This is a genomic window from Candidatus Allofournierella merdipullorum (assembly GCF_048426865.1).
GTDB lineage: Bacteria > Bacillota > Clostridia > Oscillospirales > Ruminococcaceae > Allofournierella_A > Allofournierella_A merdipullorum.
In genome coordinates this window covers 1-17,566 of record NZ_DBFNWJ010000005.1, presented here as the reverse complement: position 1 = coordinate 17,566, position 17,566 = coordinate 1, and the positions used below count along the sequence as shown (strand labels likewise).

General features: G+C 61.2%; 20 protein-coding genes and 1 other annotated feature. Of the genes, 9 read left to right on the top strand and 11 right to left on the bottom strand.

Features of this window, described 5'->3' with window-relative positions; all coding sequences use genetic code 11:
- Positions 1-2 precede the first annotated feature (2 nt).
- On the bottom strand, positions 3-833 hold the full coding sequence (gene dapF / locus ACMNAY_RS01170; protein WP_418718067.1) for a diaminopimelate epimerase: 831 nt from the start codon (positions 831-833) through the stop codon (positions 3-5).
- A 210-nt stretch (positions 834-1,043) separates the two neighbouring features.
- Between dapF and acpP the strand changes: the two genes are divergently transcribed.
- Both acpP and proS read left to right on the top strand, forming a co-directional pair.
- The gene (gene acpP / locus ACMNAY_RS01165; RefSeq protein ID WP_177522187.1) at positions 1,044-1,274 is read left to right on the top strand and encodes an acyl carrier protein; all 231 of its coding nucleotides are present in this window, start codon (positions 1,044-1,046) and stop codon (positions 1,272-1,274) included.
- An 80-nt stretch (positions 1,275-1,354) separates the two neighbouring features.
- Positions 1,355-2,794 carry a proline--tRNA ligase gene (gene proS, locus ACMNAY_RS01160; RefSeq protein WP_418718066.1) on the top strand — a complete coding sequence of 480 codons (1,440 nt, stop codon included), beginning with the start codon at positions 1,355-1,357 and terminating at the stop codon, positions 2,792-2,794.
- A gap of 131 nt (positions 2,795-2,925) precedes the next feature.
- Here the strand turns inward: proS and ACMNAY_RS01155 are convergent, their stop codons facing one another.
- A complete protein-coding gene (locus ACMNAY_RS01155; protein WP_418718065.1) occupies positions 2,926-3,591 on the bottom strand; it encodes a metallophosphoesterase in 666 nt (221 codons plus the stop codon).
- A gap of 157 nt (positions 3,592-3,748) precedes the next feature.
- Here ACMNAY_RS01155 and ACMNAY_RS01150 point away from each other — a divergent pair, with 157 nt between their 5' ends.
- Genes ACMNAY_RS01150 through ACMNAY_RS01140 form a run of 3 tightly spaced genes read left to right on the top strand, consistent with a single transcriptional unit; the run spans position 3,749 to position 7,053 of the window.
- On the top strand, positions 3,749-5,110 hold the full coding sequence (locus ACMNAY_RS01150) for a D-alanyl-D-alanine carboxypeptidase family protein (protein ID WP_418718064.1): 1,362 nt from the start codon (positions 3,749-3,751) through the stop codon (positions 5,108-5,110).
- 30 nt (positions 5,111-5,140) lie between these two features.
- On the top strand, positions 5,141-6,595 hold the full coding sequence (locus tag ACMNAY_RS01145) for a nicotinate phosphoribosyltransferase (protein WP_418718063.1): 1,455 nt from the start codon (positions 5,141-5,143) through the stop codon (positions 6,593-6,595).
- A 53-nt stretch (positions 6,596-6,648) separates the two neighbouring features.
- The gene (locus ACMNAY_RS01140) at positions 6,649-7,053 is read left to right on the top strand and encodes a putative ABC transporter permease (protein ID WP_418718062.1); all 405 of its coding nucleotides are present in this window, start codon (positions 6,649-6,651) and stop codon (positions 7,051-7,053) included.
- 471 nt (positions 7,054-7,524) lie between these two features.
- Here the strand turns inward: ACMNAY_RS01140 and ACMNAY_RS01135 are convergent, their stop codons facing one another.
- The 8 genes from ACMNAY_RS01135 to rpmG all read right to left on the bottom strand — a co-directional run bounded on the left by ACMNAY_RS01135 (position 7,525) and on the right by rpmG (position 12,953).
- Positions 7,525-9,210: an alpha-glucosidase gene (locus ACMNAY_RS01135; protein ID WP_418718061.1), complete on the bottom strand. Its 1,686-nt coding sequence runs from the start codon at positions 9,208-9,210 to the stop codon at positions 7,525-7,527.
- A gap of 212 nt (positions 9,211-9,422) precedes the next feature.
- Positions 9,423-9,773, bottom strand: a complete 351-nt coding sequence (gene rplL, locus ACMNAY_RS01130) for a 50S ribosomal protein L7/L12 (RefSeq protein ID WP_418718060.1) — start codon at positions 9,771-9,773, stop codon at positions 9,423-9,425.
- A 79-nt stretch (positions 9,774-9,852) separates the two neighbouring features.
- Positions 9,853-10,362 (bottom strand): 50S ribosomal protein L10, encoded by a 510-nt coding sequence (gene rplJ / locus ACMNAY_RS01125; RefSeq protein ID WP_330058676.1) that lies wholly within the window; start codon positions 10,360-10,362, stop codon positions 9,853-9,855.
- A gap of 37 nt (positions 10,363-10,399) precedes the next feature.
- Positions 10,400-10,552, bottom strand: a sequence feature (ribosomal protein L10 leader region).
- Positions 10,553-10,654: 102 nt separating this feature from the next.
- Positions 10,655-11,350 carry a 50S ribosomal protein L1 gene (rplA, locus tag ACMNAY_RS01120; RefSeq protein ID WP_418441368.1) on the bottom strand — a complete coding sequence of 232 codons (696 nt, stop codon included), beginning with the start codon at positions 11,348-11,350 and terminating at the stop codon, positions 10,655-10,657.
- A 62-nt stretch (positions 11,351-11,412) separates the two neighbouring features.
- The gene (gene rplK / locus ACMNAY_RS01115) at positions 11,413-11,838 is read right to left on the bottom strand and encodes a 50S ribosomal protein L11 (RefSeq protein ID WP_177522311.1); all 426 of its coding nucleotides are present in this window, start codon (positions 11,836-11,838) and stop codon (positions 11,413-11,415) included.
- 143 nt (positions 11,839-11,981) lie between these two features.
- Positions 11,982-12,503, bottom strand: a complete 522-nt coding sequence (nusG, locus tag ACMNAY_RS01110) for a transcription termination/antitermination protein NusG (RefSeq protein ID WP_177522310.1) — start codon at positions 12,501-12,503, stop codon at positions 11,982-11,984.
- Positions 12,504-12,536: 33 nt separating this feature from the next.
- Positions 12,537-12,788 carry a preprotein translocase subunit SecE gene (gene secE, locus ACMNAY_RS01105; protein ID WP_418718059.1) on the bottom strand — a complete coding sequence of 84 codons (252 nt, stop codon included), beginning with the start codon at positions 12,786-12,788 and terminating at the stop codon, positions 12,537-12,539.
- 15 nt (positions 12,789-12,803) lie between these two features.
- A complete protein-coding gene (rpmG, locus tag ACMNAY_RS01100) occupies positions 12,804-12,953 on the bottom strand; it encodes a 50S ribosomal protein L33 (RefSeq protein WP_177522308.1) in 150 nt (49 codons plus the stop codon).
- 284 nt (positions 12,954-13,237) lie between these two features.
- On the opposite strand from rpmG, the gene ACMNAY_RS01095 reads away from it, so the two are divergent.
- The 4 genes from ACMNAY_RS01095 to ACMNAY_RS01080 all read left to right on the top strand — a co-directional run bounded on the left by ACMNAY_RS01095 (position 13,238) and on the right by ACMNAY_RS01080 (position 16,183).
- A complete protein-coding gene (locus ACMNAY_RS01095; protein ID WP_417025398.1) occupies positions 13,238-14,308 on the top strand; it encodes a D-alanine--D-alanine ligase family protein in 1,071 nt (356 codons plus the stop codon).
- Positions 14,309-14,311: 3 nt separating this feature from the next.
- Complete coding sequence (gene murI / locus ACMNAY_RS01090; RefSeq protein ID WP_418718058.1) at positions 14,312-15,124, top strand: glutamate racemase; 813 nt, start codon at positions 14,312-14,314, stop codon at positions 15,122-15,124.
- Between the two features lie 39 nt (positions 15,125-15,163).
- Positions 15,164-15,604 carry a DUF1934 domain-containing protein gene (locus ACMNAY_RS01085; RefSeq protein ID WP_177522305.1) on the top strand — a complete coding sequence of 147 codons (441 nt, stop codon included), beginning with the start codon at positions 15,164-15,166 and terminating at the stop codon, positions 15,602-15,604.
- A 153-nt stretch (positions 15,605-15,757) separates the two neighbouring features.
- Complete coding sequence (locus ACMNAY_RS01080; RefSeq protein WP_418718057.1) at positions 15,758-16,183, top strand: hypothetical protein; 426 nt, start codon at positions 15,758-15,760, stop codon at positions 16,181-16,183.
- Between the two features lie 903 nt (positions 16,184-17,086).
- Here ACMNAY_RS01080 and ACMNAY_RS01075 read toward each other — a convergent pair.
- The gene (locus ACMNAY_RS01075) at positions 17,087-17,329 is read right to left on the bottom strand and encodes a hypothetical protein (RefSeq protein WP_330058942.1); all 243 of its coding nucleotides are present in this window, start codon (positions 17,327-17,329) and stop codon (positions 17,087-17,089) included.
- Between the last annotated feature and the right edge of the window lie 237 nt (positions 17,330-17,566).

The window sequence follows — 17,566 nt, the reverse complement described above, 5'->3', positions numbered from 1 at the left end:
ACTCAAATGTTCGCTGTGCCGGTGAAGGCGGTGCGGGCGTGGCCGGTCATCAGCACCTGCCAGTCGCTGCCCACCCGGATGGTGAGCGTGCCGCCCAACAGTTCCACCTGCACGTCCTCGCCGGGGCGGCACAAGCCCCCGGCCACGCAGGCCGCCACGCTGGCGCTGGCCCCGGTGCCGCAGGCCAGCGTCTCGCCGCTGCCCCGCTCCCACACCCGCATCTTCAAACGGTTCGGCCCCAGCACCTGGATGAACTCGGTGTTCACCCCTTCGGGGAATGCCATGTGGTGTTCAAACCCCGGGCCGATCTTTTGCAGGTCCACCCCGGCCACGTCCGGCACCAGTGTCACGCAGTGGGGGTTGCCCACCGACACGCAGGTCACCGGCCAGGCCCGGCCGCCCACCATCAGCTCCTTGCCGATGGCCGGCCCGTCGCCAAAGCCCAGCGCGGGCAGGTCGGCGGGGGCAAAGCTGGCCTTGCCCATCTCCACCTGCCACATGCCCTCGCCCATGCGCCGCAGCGTCTTGATGCCCGCGCGGGTCTCCACCCTGGCCTCGTCCTTCACGAGGCCGTGCTCAAACAGCCACTGAGCCACGCATCGCACGCCGTTGCCGCACATGGAGCCCTCGCTGCCGTCGGCGTTGAACATGCGCATCTTCGCGTCGGCCACGTCGCTGTGGCAGATGCAGATGAGGCCGTCCGCCCCCACGGCAAAGTGCCGGGGGCTCAGGGCCACCGCCGCGGCCGCGGGGTCAAAGGAAAGGCCGGCAAGGCAGTCCACATAGATGTAGTCGTTGCCGCAGCCCTCCATTTTGGTGAAATCCAAAACCACCGAAAACTCCCCCCTCCGGGGCGGAAAAGGGCGCATTCTGCCCTTCGGCCCCACTCTGTTTTTATTATAACGTCAAACCCCGGCCAGCACAAGGAAAACCGCCAAAAAACTTGCTCCAGGCCCTTGACAACCCCTCATAGATAGGCTATAAAATGATATAGTATAAACACACCGCACCTGCGGAGCAACGAAAAGGGAGTTTTAACGATTATGGATACTTTCGAACGCATCCGTGAGCTCTTGGCCGAACAGCTGGACATCGACGAGGACAAGATCACCATGGACAGCGATATTCTTGAGGACTTCGAGGCCGACAGCCTGGACGTGGTGGACATGGTCATGACCCTGGAAGACGAGTTCGGCGTGGAAGTGCCCGACGAGCAGATCGAGAATTTCCACACCGTTGGGGACGTCGTGCGCTACGTCGAGGAAAACAGCTGAAAACACACATGCTGTGATCACGCCCCTGCCGCTGCGGGGGCGTGTTTTTTAATCAAACCGAACAGGAAGGAACGGCGCAAATGAGCGAACAGAAGAAGAAACTGGTGGAGGCCATCACCCCCATCAACGAGGATTTTGCCCAGTGGTACACCGACGTGTGCCTGAAGGCGGAGCTGGTGGACTATTCCAGCGTGAAGGGCTGCATGATCCTTCGCCCCTACGGCTACGCCATCTGGGAGAACATCACCCACATCCTGGACGGCATGTTCAAGGCCACCGGCCATGAGAACGTGGCCATGCCCATCTTCATCCCCGAGAGCCTGCTCCAGAAGGAGAAGGACCACGTGGAGGGCTTTGCCCCCGAGGTGGCCTGGGTCACCCACGGCGGCCTGGACCAGCTGGAGGAGCGCCTGTGCGTGCGCCCCACCAGTGAGACCCTGTTCTGCGACCACTTCGCCCATGTGCTGCACTCCTGGCGCGACCTGCCCATGAAGTATAACCAGTGGTGCAGTGTGGTGCGCTGGGAAAAGACCACCCGCCCCTTCCTGCGCAGCCGCGAGTTCTGGTGGCAGGAGGGCCACACCATCCACGAGACCGCCCAGGAGGCCATCGAGGAGACCGAGCAGCAGCTGAACACCTACGCCGAGCTGTGCGAGAAGTACCTGATGATCCCGGTGGTGAAGGGCAAGAAGACCGACAAAGAGAAGTTTGCCGGCGCGGAGGCCACCTACACCATCGAGGCCATGATGCACGACGGCAAGGCCCTGCAGAGCGGCACCAGCCACTACTTCGGCGACGGCTTCTCCCGCGCCTTTGACGTGCAGTTCACCGGCCGCGACAACCAGCTGCAGTATCCCCATCAGACCAGCTGGGGCGTGTCCACCCGTCTGGTGGGCGCCATCATCATGACCCACGGCGACGACGAGGGCCTCATCCTGCCCCCGGCCATCGCCCCCTTCCAGGTGGTCATCGTGCCGGTGGCCGCCCACAAGCCCGGCGTCACCGAGAAGGCCGAGGAGCTGGCCAAGCGCCTCTCCAAGTTCTGCCGCGTCAAGCTGGACAACTCCGACAACAGCCCCGGCTGGAAGTTCAGCCAGTGGGAGATGAAGGGCGTGCCCCTGCGCCTGGAGATCGGCCCCAAGGACATCGAGAAGAACCAGTGCGTGCTGGTGCGCCGCGACAACCGGGAAAAGACCTTCGTCTCCCTGGACGAGCTGGAGACCGCCATCCCCGCCCAGCTGGACGCTCTGGCCCAGAGCCTCTACGCCCGCGCGCTGGAGAACCGGGAGATGCGCACCTGGGCCGCCACCACCATGGACGAGGTGAAGGCCCTGGCCGAAGCGAACAACGGCTACATCAAGACCATGTGGTGCGGCGACGTTGCCTGTGAGGAGAAGATGAAGGAGGAGGCTGGCCTGTCCAGCCGGTGCATGCCCTTTGAGCAGGAGCACCTCTCCGACGTCTGCCCCATCTGCGGCCGTCCCGCCAAGGTGATGGTCTACTGGGGCAAGGCTTACTGAGCAAGCGCCCCCCGGAACAAAACCGCAGCCCGACCCCTTCGAGGGGTCGGGCTTTTTTGCGCCTGCCGTGCAAAAAAGCCGCAGGGAAACTCGCGTTTCCCGGCGGCCTGTGGGTCTGGCTTTCTGCCGTGTCAGTCCAGCGGCACCACTTTCAAAAACACCGCCTGCACCTTGGGGCTGAAGTTCAGGTCTTTGTGGTAGCGGCCGAACAGCCACTTTTTGTATTGGGTGGCCTTCATGATCTGGTCAAAGAAGTTGTGCAGCCAGTTGGGCTGGCCCCGCATCAGCTGGGTGAATTCCAGGATCTGCAGCGGCGCGTCGTGGGTGAGGATGTAGTCCACCTCGCTGCCGGCGGCCTGCAGGCTCTCCACGCAGTATTCCAGCTCGTCGCTGGTGGGCAGCTCCGCCCGCCACCAGTTCACGCCTTCCTCCCGGTCCTCCTTGTCCCAGCTCTCGGCGCCGCCGAAGCACAGCAGCTTTTTGCCCTCGATCTCCAGAACGCTGCCCCGCTGGATGTAGTAGAGGTTGCCGCCGATGTGTCTGGCCCGGCCGCCCATGAAGTCCTCCACCGGGTAATCCCGCAGCAGGTCAAAGTTCTCGTGGCAGCCGTCGATGAACAGGATGCGATAGCGGCGCTTGGTCAGCCACTTGAGGCGTTTTTGTTCCGCCTTGTCTCCCGACCAGAGAAAGCCGAAATCCCCCAGCACGATCAGGGTGTCGCCCTTTTTCAGCTTTTTAACGGCTTTGTCGGCAAAACGCTCGATGTCGCCGTGGAGATCGCCGGTCACATAAATCACGGGGGAACACACCTCTTTCACACAAAAAAGCCTTTATAAGCGGCCTCAAAACTGCTATAATATATAAGATTCCACCCGGGGCCAGGGGGCGTTGCGCCGCCCTTCCCGGCAGGGTCATCTGTTTTTTATTTTAACGCCTTTAAAGGGAAATGTCTATATGAAAAAAACCATCGCTTTTCTGCTCACCCTTGCGGTGATGGCCGGGCTTCTGGCCCTGCCTGCCTCGGCGGCCGGCTTCACGCCGCCCTTCGACGTGGCTGCCCCCGGGGTCTATGTGGTCAATCTGGACACCAACATCATCGTCTACGAAAAGAACAGCGACCAGGTGCTGCCCACCGCCAGCACCGCCAAGGTGATGACCGCCATCCTGCTGCTGGAACAGTATCAGGACCAGCTGGATTCCGTCACCGTGTCCATGCCCCGCTATGTGCAGGACGAACTCTACGGCAAGGGCATGCAGGTGGCGGACATCCGCCCCGGCGAGACCCACACTTTGCGCAATCTGCTCAACGCCATGCTGGTCTACAGCGGCGCCGACGCGGCCATGGCCATTGCGGACTATGTGGGCGGCGGCAGCCAGGAGAACTTCGTCTACATGATGAACGCCAAGGCGAAGGAGATCGGCTGCACCGACACCAACTTTGTGGACGCGGTGGGCATGAGCAGCGAAAATGTCACCACCGCTCGTGACCTCTACCTCATCTTCCGCTATGCCCTCAGCTTTGATACCTTCAAGGAGGTCATCGCCACCCAAAAGTACGACATGGGCGAGATGCTGCCCCGCTACCCGGCGGGCACCTACAACCTGTTCAACACCAACGTGATGATCCGCGAGGGCGCGGGCGGCGTGTTCTACCGGGACTACTGCAAGGGCGGAAAGACCGGAACGCTGGAAGACTGGGCCAATCTGGTGGCCTGGCACAACCAGGACGGCAAGAGTTACATCTCGGTGGTTCTGAACAGCCCCAACTCCTGCGACCCATACTCCTCCACCTATCTGGACCCCAACGGAAATCCGAAGTACAATCCTGCCGCCTATGAGACCTGTCAGCTGATGGACTGGGTGTTCGAGAGCTTCGACATCCTGCCCGCGCTGGACAAGAACGAGCCCATCGAGCAGGTGTCGGTGAAATACTGCGCCGAGACCGACCGGCTGATGGTCTACCCGGCGGACGACCTGCTCACCATCCTGCCCGCCGGCGCGGACGAGAGCATCACCCAGAAGACCTTCCACCTGCCCGAGAGCGTGGCCGCTCCGGTGAAGCAGGGAGACGTGATCGGCACGGTGGATATCTCCCTTTCCGGCGAGGTCATCGGCACGGTGGAACTGCTGGCCGAGCGCGATCTGGACCGGAACATGGTGCTCTACACCTTGAGCAAGGTGGGCGAGTTCTTCTCCAGCCTCTACTTCAAGGTGCTGATGGTGCTCACCGGAGCCGTCGTGGCGGTGTATCTGGTGTTCTATTTCATCTCTCTGGCAAAGGGGCGCGGTTCCAAAAAGATCCGCCGCCGCTATTGATAGAATGGGAAAATGAGGGGGCAAAGGCTTATGCTGGACGTGAAACGCAATCTCACCACCATCATGGACTTCTACGAACTGACCATGGCGGCGGGCTATCTGGAAGAGGGCTACGAGGACAAGATCAGCGTCTTTGACATGTTCTTCCGCAAGATCCCCGACGGCGGCGGCTACGCCATCATGGCGGGTCTGGACACCTTCATCGAGGCGGTGGAGAACCTCAAGTTTACCGAGCAGGACATCGAGTATCTGGCGGGCACCGGCGTGTTCAACGAGAAATTCCTGGACTATCTGCGCAATTTCACCCTGCACTGCAACATCTGGGCCATCCCCGAGGGCACGCCCATCTTCCCCCAGGAGCCCATCGTCACGGTGGAGGGCCCCTCCATCGAGTGCCAGCTGCTGGAAACGCTGCTGCTGGTCACCTTCAACCACCAGTGTCTGGTGGCCACCAAGTCCAACCGCATCGTGCGCAGCGCCCAAGGCCGCCCCGTGATGGAGTTCGGCGCCCGCCGCGCCCAGGGGTATGACGCCGCGGTCTACGGCGCCCGCGCCGCCTACATCGGCGGCTGCGCCTCCACCAGCTGCGTCATGGCCGCCCGGGACTTCGGCATCCCCGCCAGCGGCACCATGGCCCACAGCTGGGTGCAGATGTTCGACAGCGAGTACGAGGCATTCGCCACCTACGCCCGCCTGTATCCCGACGGCTGCGTGCTGCTGGTGGATACTTACAACGTGACCAAGAGCGGTGTGCCCAACGCCATCAAGGTGTTCGACGAGGTGCTGAAGCCTCTGGGCAAGCGGCCCAAGGGCATCCGCATCGACTCCGGCGACATCGCCTACCTTTCCAAAAAGGCCCGCAAAATGCTGGACGAGGCCGGCTATGAGGACTGTCCCATCTGCGCCTCCAACAGCCTGGACGAGTACATCGTGCGGGACCTCATTCTGCAGGAAGCCAAGATCGACAGCTTCGGCATCGGCGAGAACCTCATCACCGCCAAGAGCGACCCGGTGTTCGGCGGGGTCTACAAGCTGGCCGCGGTGAAGGAAGGGGAGACCTACATCCCCAAGATCAAGGTCAGCGAGAGCGTGGAGAAGATCACCCTGCCCGGTCTGAAAAAGGTCTGGCGCATCTACGACAACTACACCCGCAAGGCCATGGCGGACTATGTGGCGATGTACGACGAAGAGGTGGACGAGCACGAGGAGCTCACCCTCTTTGACCCCAACCAGACCTGGAAACAGCGCACCTACAAAAACTGCACCGTGAAGTGCCTCACCACCCCCATTTACAAGGAGGGCAAACTGGTGTATGACCGGCCCACGGTGACCGAGATCCGCACCTCCTGCGCCGAGCAGGTGGAGAACCTGTGGGAGGAGATGCGCCGCTTCGAGTACCCCCACCGGTATTATGTGGACTATTCCCGCAAATTGTGGGAGTGCCGCCAGGAACTTCTCACCCGCATCTCCCGCATCGGTCAGTAAACTCACATAAAAGCGCATCACCCGGGGAACACTGTTCCCCGGGTGATTTTTCTATGATCGAAAAAAGCGCGCTGTTTTGTCTGGGGGCGCTGGGCTATGGCTGCATCGAGCTGGCCTGGCGCGGGCGCACCCATTGGACCATGCTGCTGGCGGGCGGCGTGTGCATGCTGGCCCTCTGGGCGCTCAACGAGCGGCTGGCCCGCTGGCCGCTGCTGGCCCGCTGCGCCGCCGGCGCACTGGTCATCACCGGCGTGGAGCTGGCCTTCGGCCTTGTCTGCAACCTGCTGCTGGGCTGGCGTGTGTGGGATTACTCCCTGCTCTGGGGCAATCTCTGGGGCCAGATATGCCCCCTTTATTCCAGCCTGTGGTTCTTGCTGTGCATCCCCATCTTCGGCAGCCTGAGCCTCTGCCGGGCTCGTCTGGGCGCGCCTGCGCCCGGCGGGGGACAGGAGGGGTGAGGAACTGGCACTTGCCTGCCTCGCCGTAGAGCAGCGCCCCGCCCTGTTTCTCCCGGCCTGCCGCACAATGCAGGTCGAGCCGGCTGCGGCGCTGCCGCCGCGTAGTGCGCCTCGGAGCGAACACGCTGCACGGTTTGAGGGCAGCGTGTCCGAAACGCCGCGTGCGGCGGCGGACAGCGCCGCGGCCACCCGCGAGCCAAGTTACCGGAACCCCACGTCGCCCGGACATTGATAAGGGCAGCTTTGAGAAAATGCTCCGCCCGGCCCGCCCCACCGCACGCGGCATCCCGGACACTTTTCACCACGAAGGAAAGTGTCCGTTCTGATGCGCACTACGTGGGTAGGCCCGGGCTCTGCCTCGGCTGGGTGCGCTGTCCGGGCAAAGAAAAACATCTTTGCGAAAAAATGCCCGGCCCATCCATCGCATGCAGCGTGGAAAGGGCCGGGCTTTGTGTTCCTTTGTGTCTGCGCTTATGCCAGTTCCACCACCGCCGCCTGCCAGGGGGCGAGGGTGAGAACATTGCCCGCCAGACCGGGCGTGCCGTCGCTGCAAAGCAGCACTTCTTTGGCTGCGCCGGGCAGTTCTACCCGCTGTACTTCGCCGCTCAGGTTGGAGGCGATGAGCAGCCTGCGCCCGCCGCCGGTACGCACAAAGGCCGCCAGGCCCGGCTGCTCCTGGAGCACCGGTTCAAACTCGCCCCACACCAGTGCCTCTTTATACTTGTCGTTTTTACGAAGCTGAATCAACGATTTGTAGAACTCCAACACCGAGCCTTCCACCCTCTGCTGGGCTTCCACATTCACTCGGGCGTAGTTCGGGTTCACCGCCATCCAGGGCGTGCCGGCGGTGAATCCGGCGGCGTGGCCCGCCGTCCACTGCACCGGAGTGCGGGCGTTGTCCCGGCTCCAGCGGGCCACCCGGGCCAGCGCCTCGTCGGGGGGGAAGCCCGCCGCCAGCGCGGCGGCGTACTCGCCCCGGGTGTTCACATCGTCCACCGCGTCGATGGAGGGGAACACCGTGTTGGTCATGCCGATCTCCTGCCCCTGATAGAGGAAGGGCAGGCCCGGCAGCAGCATCTGAACCGCTGCCAGCGTTTTCTGGGCACGGGGGTCGCCCGAAACCGCCTCGGGCAGATAGCGGCTGGCGCCCCGGGGCTCGTCGTGGTTCTCGATGATGTTGCTCAAAAAGCCCACGCCTGCGGCCCGCAGAGCGCTCTCAAAGACGCAGTCCCGGTAGTTGTCCGGGCCGGGTTTCTTCGCGTCGTACCAGCCTTTGGGGCTGCCGCCCCAGCAGGCGGCGGCAAAATCGAACATGCTGGAGAAAAAGCCGTTCTGGCCGATGAACAGGGCAAGCTCGGTGGGGTCGGTGTCGAACACCTCGCCCACGGTAAAGGCGTTGTGGGGGGCAAAGGCCTCGTCCCGCAGCTGGGCAAGGTAGCCGTGCAACCGCTGCCGGGCCACCGGGTCCGCCAGCATTTGGCGGCAGTCCGCCAGGCCGTCCGGCCGGTCAGAGGCGTAGTCCTCAAGGGCCGCAGGTTTGCCGATGTTCACGATGGCGTCCACCCGGAAGCCCGCCACGCCCTTGTCCAGCCACCAGTTCACCATCTCCACCACCTCGCGGCGTACCGCGGGGTTCTCCCAGTCCAGGTCCGGCTGCTTGTCGCAGAACAGATGCAGATAGTAAAGATCGTCGCGGCCGGGCACCCGGCTCCACACGCTGCCGCCGAAGTAGCTACGCCAGTTGGTGGGCGGCGCCCCGTTCTTGCCCTTGAGGAAGTAGAAATACTTCCCGTAGGGGCCTTCCGGGTCGGCCAGCGCCTTTTGGAACCAGGGGTGCTCGTCGGAACAGTGGTTCACCACCAGGTCCATCACCACATACATGCCCCGGAGTTTTGTCTCCGCCAGCAGCCGCTCCATGTCCTCCATGGTGCCGAAACGGGGATCGATGCCCCGGTAATCGGCAATGTCGTAGCCCTCGTCCGCCAGCGGGCTTTTGTACACCGGCGAGAGCCAGAGAATGTCCACTCCCAGCTCCTTGAGGTAGTCCAGCCGGTCGATGATGCCGGGAATGTCTCCCACACCGTCGCCGTTCGAATCCTGAAAGCTCTTGGGCCAGATCTGATAGCAGACCTTGTCCTGCCACCACTGCCGTTCCATGGCCGTTCCTCCCTTGCGGATGAATTTTCCCGCCTCATTATAGCATTTCTGCGCCCGAGCGCAAGAGAATGGGGCGTTTCCGGGAAAGGAACTTCGCGGCGGGGAAAGGGAGGGCTGCAGCGCCCGGCCTCCCGCACCGCCCCACGCACAAAAAAACCGCCGCACCCGGGTGGGTGCGGCGGTTTTGCAGATGCTCAAAGTAAGGAAAGAACTTACTTCAGTTCCACCTTGGCGCCAGCCTCTTCCAGCTTCTTCTTCATCTCGTCGGCGTCGGCCTTGGAAGCAGCCTCCTTCAGGGTCTTGGGAGCGTTGTCGACCAGGTCCTTCGCTTCCTTCAGGCCCAGACCGGTGATCTCCTTCACGGTCTTGATAACGGCCATCTTGTTGGCGCCGACCTCAGCCAGCACAACGTCGAACTCGGTCTTCTCCTCAGCAGCGGGAGCGGCAGCGGCCACGGCGGAAACGCCGAACTCCTCGCAATAGGTGTCGATGAGCTCTTTCAGCTCCAGAACGCTCAGCTCTTTGACAGCGTCAATGATCTTGGTGATTTTCTCAGAAGCCATTGTATTTACCTCCAATGTAGTTTTATTTTTGTTGCGGGCTGCGCCTTATGCGCAGGCCCCGTAGGGTGCCGCGAAACGATCAGGCGGCGGGTTCTTCGCTCTTGTCCACATAAGCCTGCATGGCCACGGCCAGACCGCTGAGGGTGCTGGTGAGGGCGCCGGCGAACATGGAGAGCATGCCTTCCAGGCCGGGGAGCTTTGCGATCTCCTCCACGGAGGCCTTCTCCATCAGCTTGCCGTCCATATAACCGGCCTTGACGGAGAACTTGTCCTTGGAAGCGTCAGCAAACTTGCACAGGATGCGGGCGGCGGCGATGCGGTCCTCCTTGGCGATGGCCAGGGCGGTGGTGCCTTCCAGCACGTCGTTCATGCCTTCCAGCTCAGTGCCGCTGATGGCGAGACGCAGCATGGTGTTCTTCACAACGAAGTACTCCACGCCAGCCTCACGCAGCTCCTTGCGCAGCTTGGTGTCGTCGGCCACGTTGATGCCTTTGTAGTCCACGACCACACCGGCAACGGAATTGGCGATCTTCTCTTTCAGCTCGGCAACATAGGCCTGCTTGGCAGTCAAAATCTTCTCACTGGGCATTTCGGTTTCACCTCGTTTCAAGCGATAACATTCTTTCGTTCGCGATAAAAAAGCCCTTTTCCCGCCATGGCGAGAAAAGGGCATAAACATGCACAGTTACAGTGTTATGCGCGTTTCTCGGCAGGCGGGCGAAAGCCCTTTACGCTATGCATTGAGCACCTGCTGTCTTAAAAACAGCATTATTATTATACCATGAGGCGGGGCGTTGTCAAGCTTATTTTTCAAAAAAGCCCAAAACGCCCGAAAAAGGCCGGGGCAAAAACGCCCCGGCACTTTGCAGCGGGTCTTAAGCTCAGCCGCCGAACTTGGCGCCGTTCAGCTTGATGCCGGGGCCCATGGTGGTGGCCACGGTGGCGCTCTTGATATACTGGCCCTTGGCAGCGGCGGGCTTGGCCTTCACGATGGCGTCCATCACGACGCGCAGGTTGTCGCCCAGCTTCTCGGGGCCAAAGCTGGCCTTGCCCACGGGAACATGGATGATGTTCTGCTTGTCCAGGCGGTACTCGATCTTACCGGCCTTGGCTTCGGTAACAGCCTTGCCGATGTCGGGGGTCACGGTGCCGGCCTTGGGGTTGGGCATCAGGCCGCGGGGGCCCAGGATCTTACCCAGACGGCCGACCTGGCCCATCATGTCCGGGGTAGTGACCAGAACGTCGAAGTCAACAAAGCCTTCGTTCTGGATCTTGGCGATCAGGTCGGCGTCGCCGACCATCATCGCGCCCGCTTCCTCAGCGGCCTTGGCGGCGTCGCCCTTGCAGATGGCGATGACGCGCACGTTCTTGCCGGTGCCGTGAGGCAGCACAACGGCGCCGCGGACCTGCTGGTCGGCGTGGCGGCTGTCAACGCCCAGGCGCACATGCAGCTCAACGGTCTCGTCGAACTTGGCCTTGGCGGTCTGGCAGCAGAGGTTCAGGGCCTCGTCGGCCTCGTAGAGCTTGGTGCGGTCGATCAGCTTGGCGCTGTCGACGTAGTGTTTACCGTGTTTCATAACTTTATCCTCCTGTGTGGTCTATCGGATCAATTTCCTCCCACGAATTCAGCCGGGGCAGATCACTCGGTGACGGTGACGCCCATGCTGCGGCAGGTGCCGGCGATCATGCTGATCGCGCTCTCCAGGTTGGCGGCGTTCAGGTCGGGCATCTTGGTCTTGGCGATCTCTTCCAGCTGAGCCTTGGTGATGGTGGCCACCTTGGTCTTGTTGGGAACGCCGGAACCGCTCTCGATGCCGCAGGCCTTCTTGATCAGGACCGGAGCCGGAGGGGTCTTGGTGATAAAGCTGAAGGAACGGTCGGCATACACGGTGATGACCACCGGGATGATGTAGCCCATGTCCTTCTGGGTGCGCTCATTGAATTCCTTGGTGAACGCCATGATGTTCACGCCGTGCTGGCCAAGCGCGGGGCCGACAGGGGGGGCCGGAGTCGCTTTGCCGGCCGGGATCTGCAACTTGATGTAACCAGTTACTTTTTGCGCCATTTTAATGCACCTCCAAAATTTGTGGTAAGATAGCGGGCCGAAAACCTCGGCCCTCCCACGGGCGCGGGGAATGCCGCACCCTATAAAAACCGCACTTGGCGGCTCTTACCGATGTTTTGCCCGCCGCGCGGGCACGTTCGTTCTTACAGGGGTTTCGCCTGGCCCAGTTCCAGTTCGGCGGGAGTTTCGCGCCCGAACATGGAGACCTTGACCTTCACCTTCTGGGCCTGCAGGTCGATCTCGTCCACCACGCCCACGAAGCCCTCCAGAGGGCCTCCGGTGATCTGGACGTTGTCGCCCACCGCATAGTCCAGCGTGAGCTCGGCCTTGGCGTTCATGCCCAGCTTCTCCGCTTCCTCGTCGCTCAGGGGTTCAGGCTTGGACGAGGGGCCGACGAATCCGGTCACGCCGCGGCAGTTGCGCACGATGTACCAGCTCTCGTCGGTCATGACCATCTTCACCAGCACATAGCCGGGGAACAGTTTGCGCTCCACCAGGCGTTCCTTGCCGTCCTTCAGTTCGGGAACCATCTCCACCGGCACTTTGACCTCCTGGATGAGGTCCTGCAGGCGGCGGTTTTCCACGATGGTCTCAAGGTTGGTGGCCACTTTGTTTTCGTAGCCGGAATAGGTGTGCACCACATACCACAGTGCCTGTTCTGCCATTCGTGTTCGCTCCCCTCGTTTTGTGCTTGCGTGTTACAGGCCCCGGGCCAGCGCCAGCAGGCCGTCGCGGCCAAAGCCGAAGAGCAGGTCCAGCGCCAGCACCACGACGGCGGCGATGATGACCACCACGATGACCACGATGGTGTTGTTGATGATCTGCTTCTTGCTGGGCCACACGACCTTCTTCATCTCGCTCGCAGTGTCGCGGAAGAATTTGCCGATGCCCTTGAACCAGTTCTTGACCTTCGAGAAGAAGCCGGGTTTCTTGCTGCTAGTCTCAGCCATGATACTCCGCCTTTCTTACTTGGTCTCGCGATGGACAGTATGCTTTCTGCAGAAACGGCAATACTTCTTCATCTCGAGGCGGTCGGGGCTGTTCTTCTTGTTCTTCTTGGTGTTGTAGTTGCGCTGTTTGCACTCCGTGCAGGCAAGGGTGATTTTCACTCGCATTTGTCTTCGGCACCTCCATTTAACGGTTTGTTTAGCCTCCCTGACAGTTGCAGGCCGCACCCGAAAAATGGGCACAAAAAAATAAACCTGCAAAAGAGGTGATACCATCATATCACACCGGGGGCTGCCCGTCAAGAGAAAAATCCCTTTAAAATGCGAAAAAAAGCGGCGGCGGGGCGGGTGCGGGCAGTAGCGCGCCTGGCATTTTTATGGTATTATTAGAATACTTATGGGCATATGCCCCAAAGGGGCCCATTTTGCCCGAAGAGAGAAGGATAAAAACGATGAAAAAACTGACTGTCGCGCTGCTGTTCGGCGGCGTTTCCAGCGAGCATGACGTGAGCTGCATGTCGGCAAAGACCTTTGCCGACGGCCTGGACGAGGCCCGCTACGATGTGTACAAGATCGGCATCACCAAGGACGGCCGCTGGTTTTACTATCCCGGCCCCTCCGACAAGATGCCCGAAGACCAGTGGCTGAACTGCCCGGGAAATATCCCCTGCCTCATCAGCCCGGACCGGGCCTGCCACGGCATGCTGCTCTTTGAGGAGGGCGGCGTGCGCACGGTGCGGCTGGACGCGGCCATCCCGGTGCTCCACGGCAAAAACGGCGAGGACGGCACCATCCAGGGCCTGTTCGAGCTGGCGGGCATCCCCTACGTGGGCTGCGGCGTGCTGGCCAGCGCCGCCTGCATGGACAAGGCGGTGGCCAACATCCTGTTCGACGCGGCGGGCGTGCCCCACTGCCGCTGGGACTGGGCTGACCGCGCCGGCTGCGACGACTTCGACGCGCTGGCCGACCGGCTGGAAAAGAAGCTGGGCTGGCCCATCTTCGTGAAACCCGCCAACGCGGGCAGCAGCGTGGGCATCAGCAAGGCGGAGGACCGCGCGGCCCTGAAGGCCGCGGTGGCCACCGCCCTGGCCGAGGACGACAAGGTGGTCTTTGAGCGCTTTGTGAAAGGCCAGGAGGTGGAGTGCGCGGTGATCGGCAACCGCTGCGCCGTGAGCACCCGCCCCGGCGAGATCCTGGCCAGCGAGGAGTTTTATACTTACGACGACAAGTACGTGCTGGGCACCAGCCGCACCCTCATCCCCGCCCGCCTGCCGGAGGAAAAGCTGGACGAGGTGCGCTCTCTGGCGGAAAAGGCCTACGCCGCTTTGGGCTGCGAGGGCCTGGCCCGGTGCGACTTCTTTGTGGAACAGGACGGCAACGTGCTCATCAACGAGATCAACACCATGCCCGGCTTCACCATCATCAGCATGTATCCCAAGCTGATGGAGGCGGCGGGCAAGCCCCTGGGCGCGCTGCTGGACGAACTGGTGGAGCTGGCGCTGGCGCGCGCGGAGGGCAAGTGAGCCATGGATGAGCGTGCCATCGGCGTGTTCGACTCCGGCGCGGGCGGCCTCACCGCGGTGCGGCAGCTGCGGCGGCTTTTGCCCGGCGAGAAGATCGTCTACTTCGGCGACACCGGCCGCGTGCCCTACGGCACCCGCAGCCCGTCGGCCGTCTTTCAGTACGCGAAGCAGGACATCGCGTTCCTGCTCTCGAAAAACGTCAAGTTCCTGCTGGCGGCCTGCGGCACGGTGAGCAGCATACTGCCCGCCGACTACACCGCCGCCCTGCCCGTGCCCTTTGCCGGCGTGGTGGACGCGGCCAGCGCCGCGGCGGCCGCCGCCACCAAGAACGGGCGCATCGGCGTCATCGGCACCAGCGCCACCATCCGCAGCGGCAGCTACGAGCAGCGGCTGCACAACGCGGACGGGGGCTTTCAGGTCTTTGCCAAGGCCTGCCCCATGTTCGTGCCGCTGGTAGAAAACGGCTATGTGGCCCCGGACGACCCCGTCACCGCCGCCATCGCGCGGCAGTATCTGGAGCCGCTGCGCGGGGAAGGGGTGGACACCCTCATTCTGGGCTGCACCCACTACCCCCTCATCGCCCCGGCCATCGCCAAGGTGATGGGCCCGGAGGTGACCCTCATCGACGCGGGGCGGGAGGGCGCGCTGCTGGCCCGCCGCCGCCTTTCCGAGCTGGACCTGCTGGCCCCCGAGGGCAGCGAGGGGGGCGCGGAGTATTTCGTGAGCGACGAGCCCGCGGGCTTTGAGCCCTTCATCCGGCTGTTCGTGGGCGCAAACGACGGCCCCGTGACCCGGGTGGCCATCGACAACTACTGACCGGGGCCGCGGGCCCCGCATCCAAAGGAGGAGAAGCCCATGAACGAGGACTTCCTGATCCGCATCGACGGGCGCATGGAACAGGGCGACGAGTCGGACTCGGTGCAGCTGATGACCCGTGGCAGCTTTGTGCGCCGGGGAGGCAGCTTTTTCATCAGCTACAAGGAGTCGGAGACCACCGGCTACGAGGGCTGCACCACCACCGTGAAGGTGGCGAAGGACGAGAGCAAGGTCTCCATGACCCGCTTCGGTCCCGCCGCCGGGCAGCTGGTGGTGGAAAAAGGCATCCGCCACCTGTGCCACTACGACACCGGCTACGGCGCCATGACCCTGGGCGTGGCGGCGGACGAGATCCACAGCCGCCTCACCGACGAGGGGGGCGAGGTGGAGTTCAGCTACACCCTGGACGCCGACCAGAACACCATCCTCAGCCGCAATCTGGTGAAGATCAGCGTCAAGCGCACCGGGCCGCTGACCTGACCGCCTTATATATTGTAATTATAAAGGGCTCTGCCGGCGGCAGGGCCCTCTTTTTTGCCAAATTTTGCTGATAGGGGTGTGCAAAGGCCGTTCCGTCTGATATAGTTAAGGTGTGAAGTATCCGACACGCCGAAAGAAACGGAGGACGAAACCATGAAAGCGCTGAAAGGTCTTGTGCCCTATTTCCTCATCGCCGCCCTGATGTGGGTGATGTGGCTGTGCAATATCAACGCCAACCGCCTGATGTTCATCAGCGACGGGCTCTATCTGGCCGCGTTTTACCTTGTCCCCCTGCTGCCGCTGCTCATGGGGGTCATCGCGGGGCGGTGCATGCGTCTGCCGGATCTCTACCCCGCGTGGCGCGTGGTGCTGGACGGAGCGCTGGCCATCCTGCTGCTTTTGCTGGGCTATGGGCCGCTGACCCTCAGGATCTTCGGCCTCGGGAAGCTGGTTTTGCTGACCGAAACTCTCTATAAGGGCGGCCTGCGGGTGCCGCTGATGCTGTTCAGCGGCCTTCTGCTGGGGCGGCTGACCCTTCTGCTCAGCCGCCGCCGTGCGAAAGACACCGCGCCGGAATAACAGAAAAAAGCGCCGCCTGCTCATCCAAGAGCAGGCGGCGCTTTATACACTCCAACATTTACATCATAGCACAAATTTCCGGCCCTTTCAAGGCAACAATCGAACAAATTTTGCACCATAAGTCTATGCACCATGTCAATATACAAACGATTTGGGGTATGATATAGTATAGACACACCAAGGAGAGAACACCAAGGTCTAGAAACCGGCGGGTAGGAAACGAAGAAACGTGGCCCCCGGGAAGGAAAGGAGCGCAGGACCATCATGGTAAAAGAAGAACCCAAGCAGTTTGGGCAGGGTGGGTCCTGCCGCTGACGATCCAGATCGCTCACAACACCAAAAGATGCTTTCTTTTCAAGAGGACCAGAGACAAGAGCGATTTATCTGGCACACGATCGTTCAAATAGCGTACAGAGCCCACGACCTGCCGGCATGAATTTTTAGATAGATGAAGTAGTGAACAACGAATCGACGCGCTTAGAAAAGCGCAAAAAACATTCGAACTTCCAAAGCTTCCATCCGTTTAAAAACTCATTACCCGCGGGCGTTTTTTCTATATGAAAAGCGGCCTGCACGTCCGATTATAGACAGCCTTGAAACGTCCGCCGTGAAAGTGCGGATGTCTCATACACACACCGGTGTGAGAAGGGTCTGTAAAAAGACGCCAATTCAAAAACACGGAGGTTTCAACTCCAATGTACTAACCATGAAAGGGAACGTCCCCTTTTGAAACGCACGAAGAACGAAAGCGGATACAACAGCGCGCGAAATGGCAAGATCGAGCCGCGAGCGTCCAGGTAAGGCAAAGCAGGAAGGTTTTCAATGGGGCCGATGGGCCGCGTGAGAACATGCTTTGAGGAATGGAACAGCAAGCGGCGGGAAACCAAGTTCCGAGTTTTGTTTTCAAACACCAAAAGATCGAAAGGCGCGGTTGACAGCAAGTTTTGATCCAATGGCATCCAAACAGGACCCCGATTTTATCCACAAGGCAAACTGATAAAACGCCTTTCGAAACAACGTTGCATCAAAACCCAAGAGAGGGATACCCCAATGTGGTAACATCGTTTGCTCCAAGCTGATGTGCAGGCGATGTGAAGCTACAAAGCCTGCATAAAAGAATTTCCAGATAGAAAGCGCGATGAACATGAAAAAGTTTCTGTTTGAACGTTTGAAATCCAGGAAATGAGAGGGCAGACCAATGTACTGAATCGTTTCCCGGGGCGCCGTGTCCGGCGCCCCGGTTTTTTGTATATCGAAAACCACTCGCTAGGCGAGTGGTTCAAAAGAAGACTAATGTCGATAATGGAAAAAGAAAAACTCCCTTTGCTATACTGGGAGTGCGGTCTGCCAACTGCACAAGCAAGCAAAGGGAGGTCATTCAAA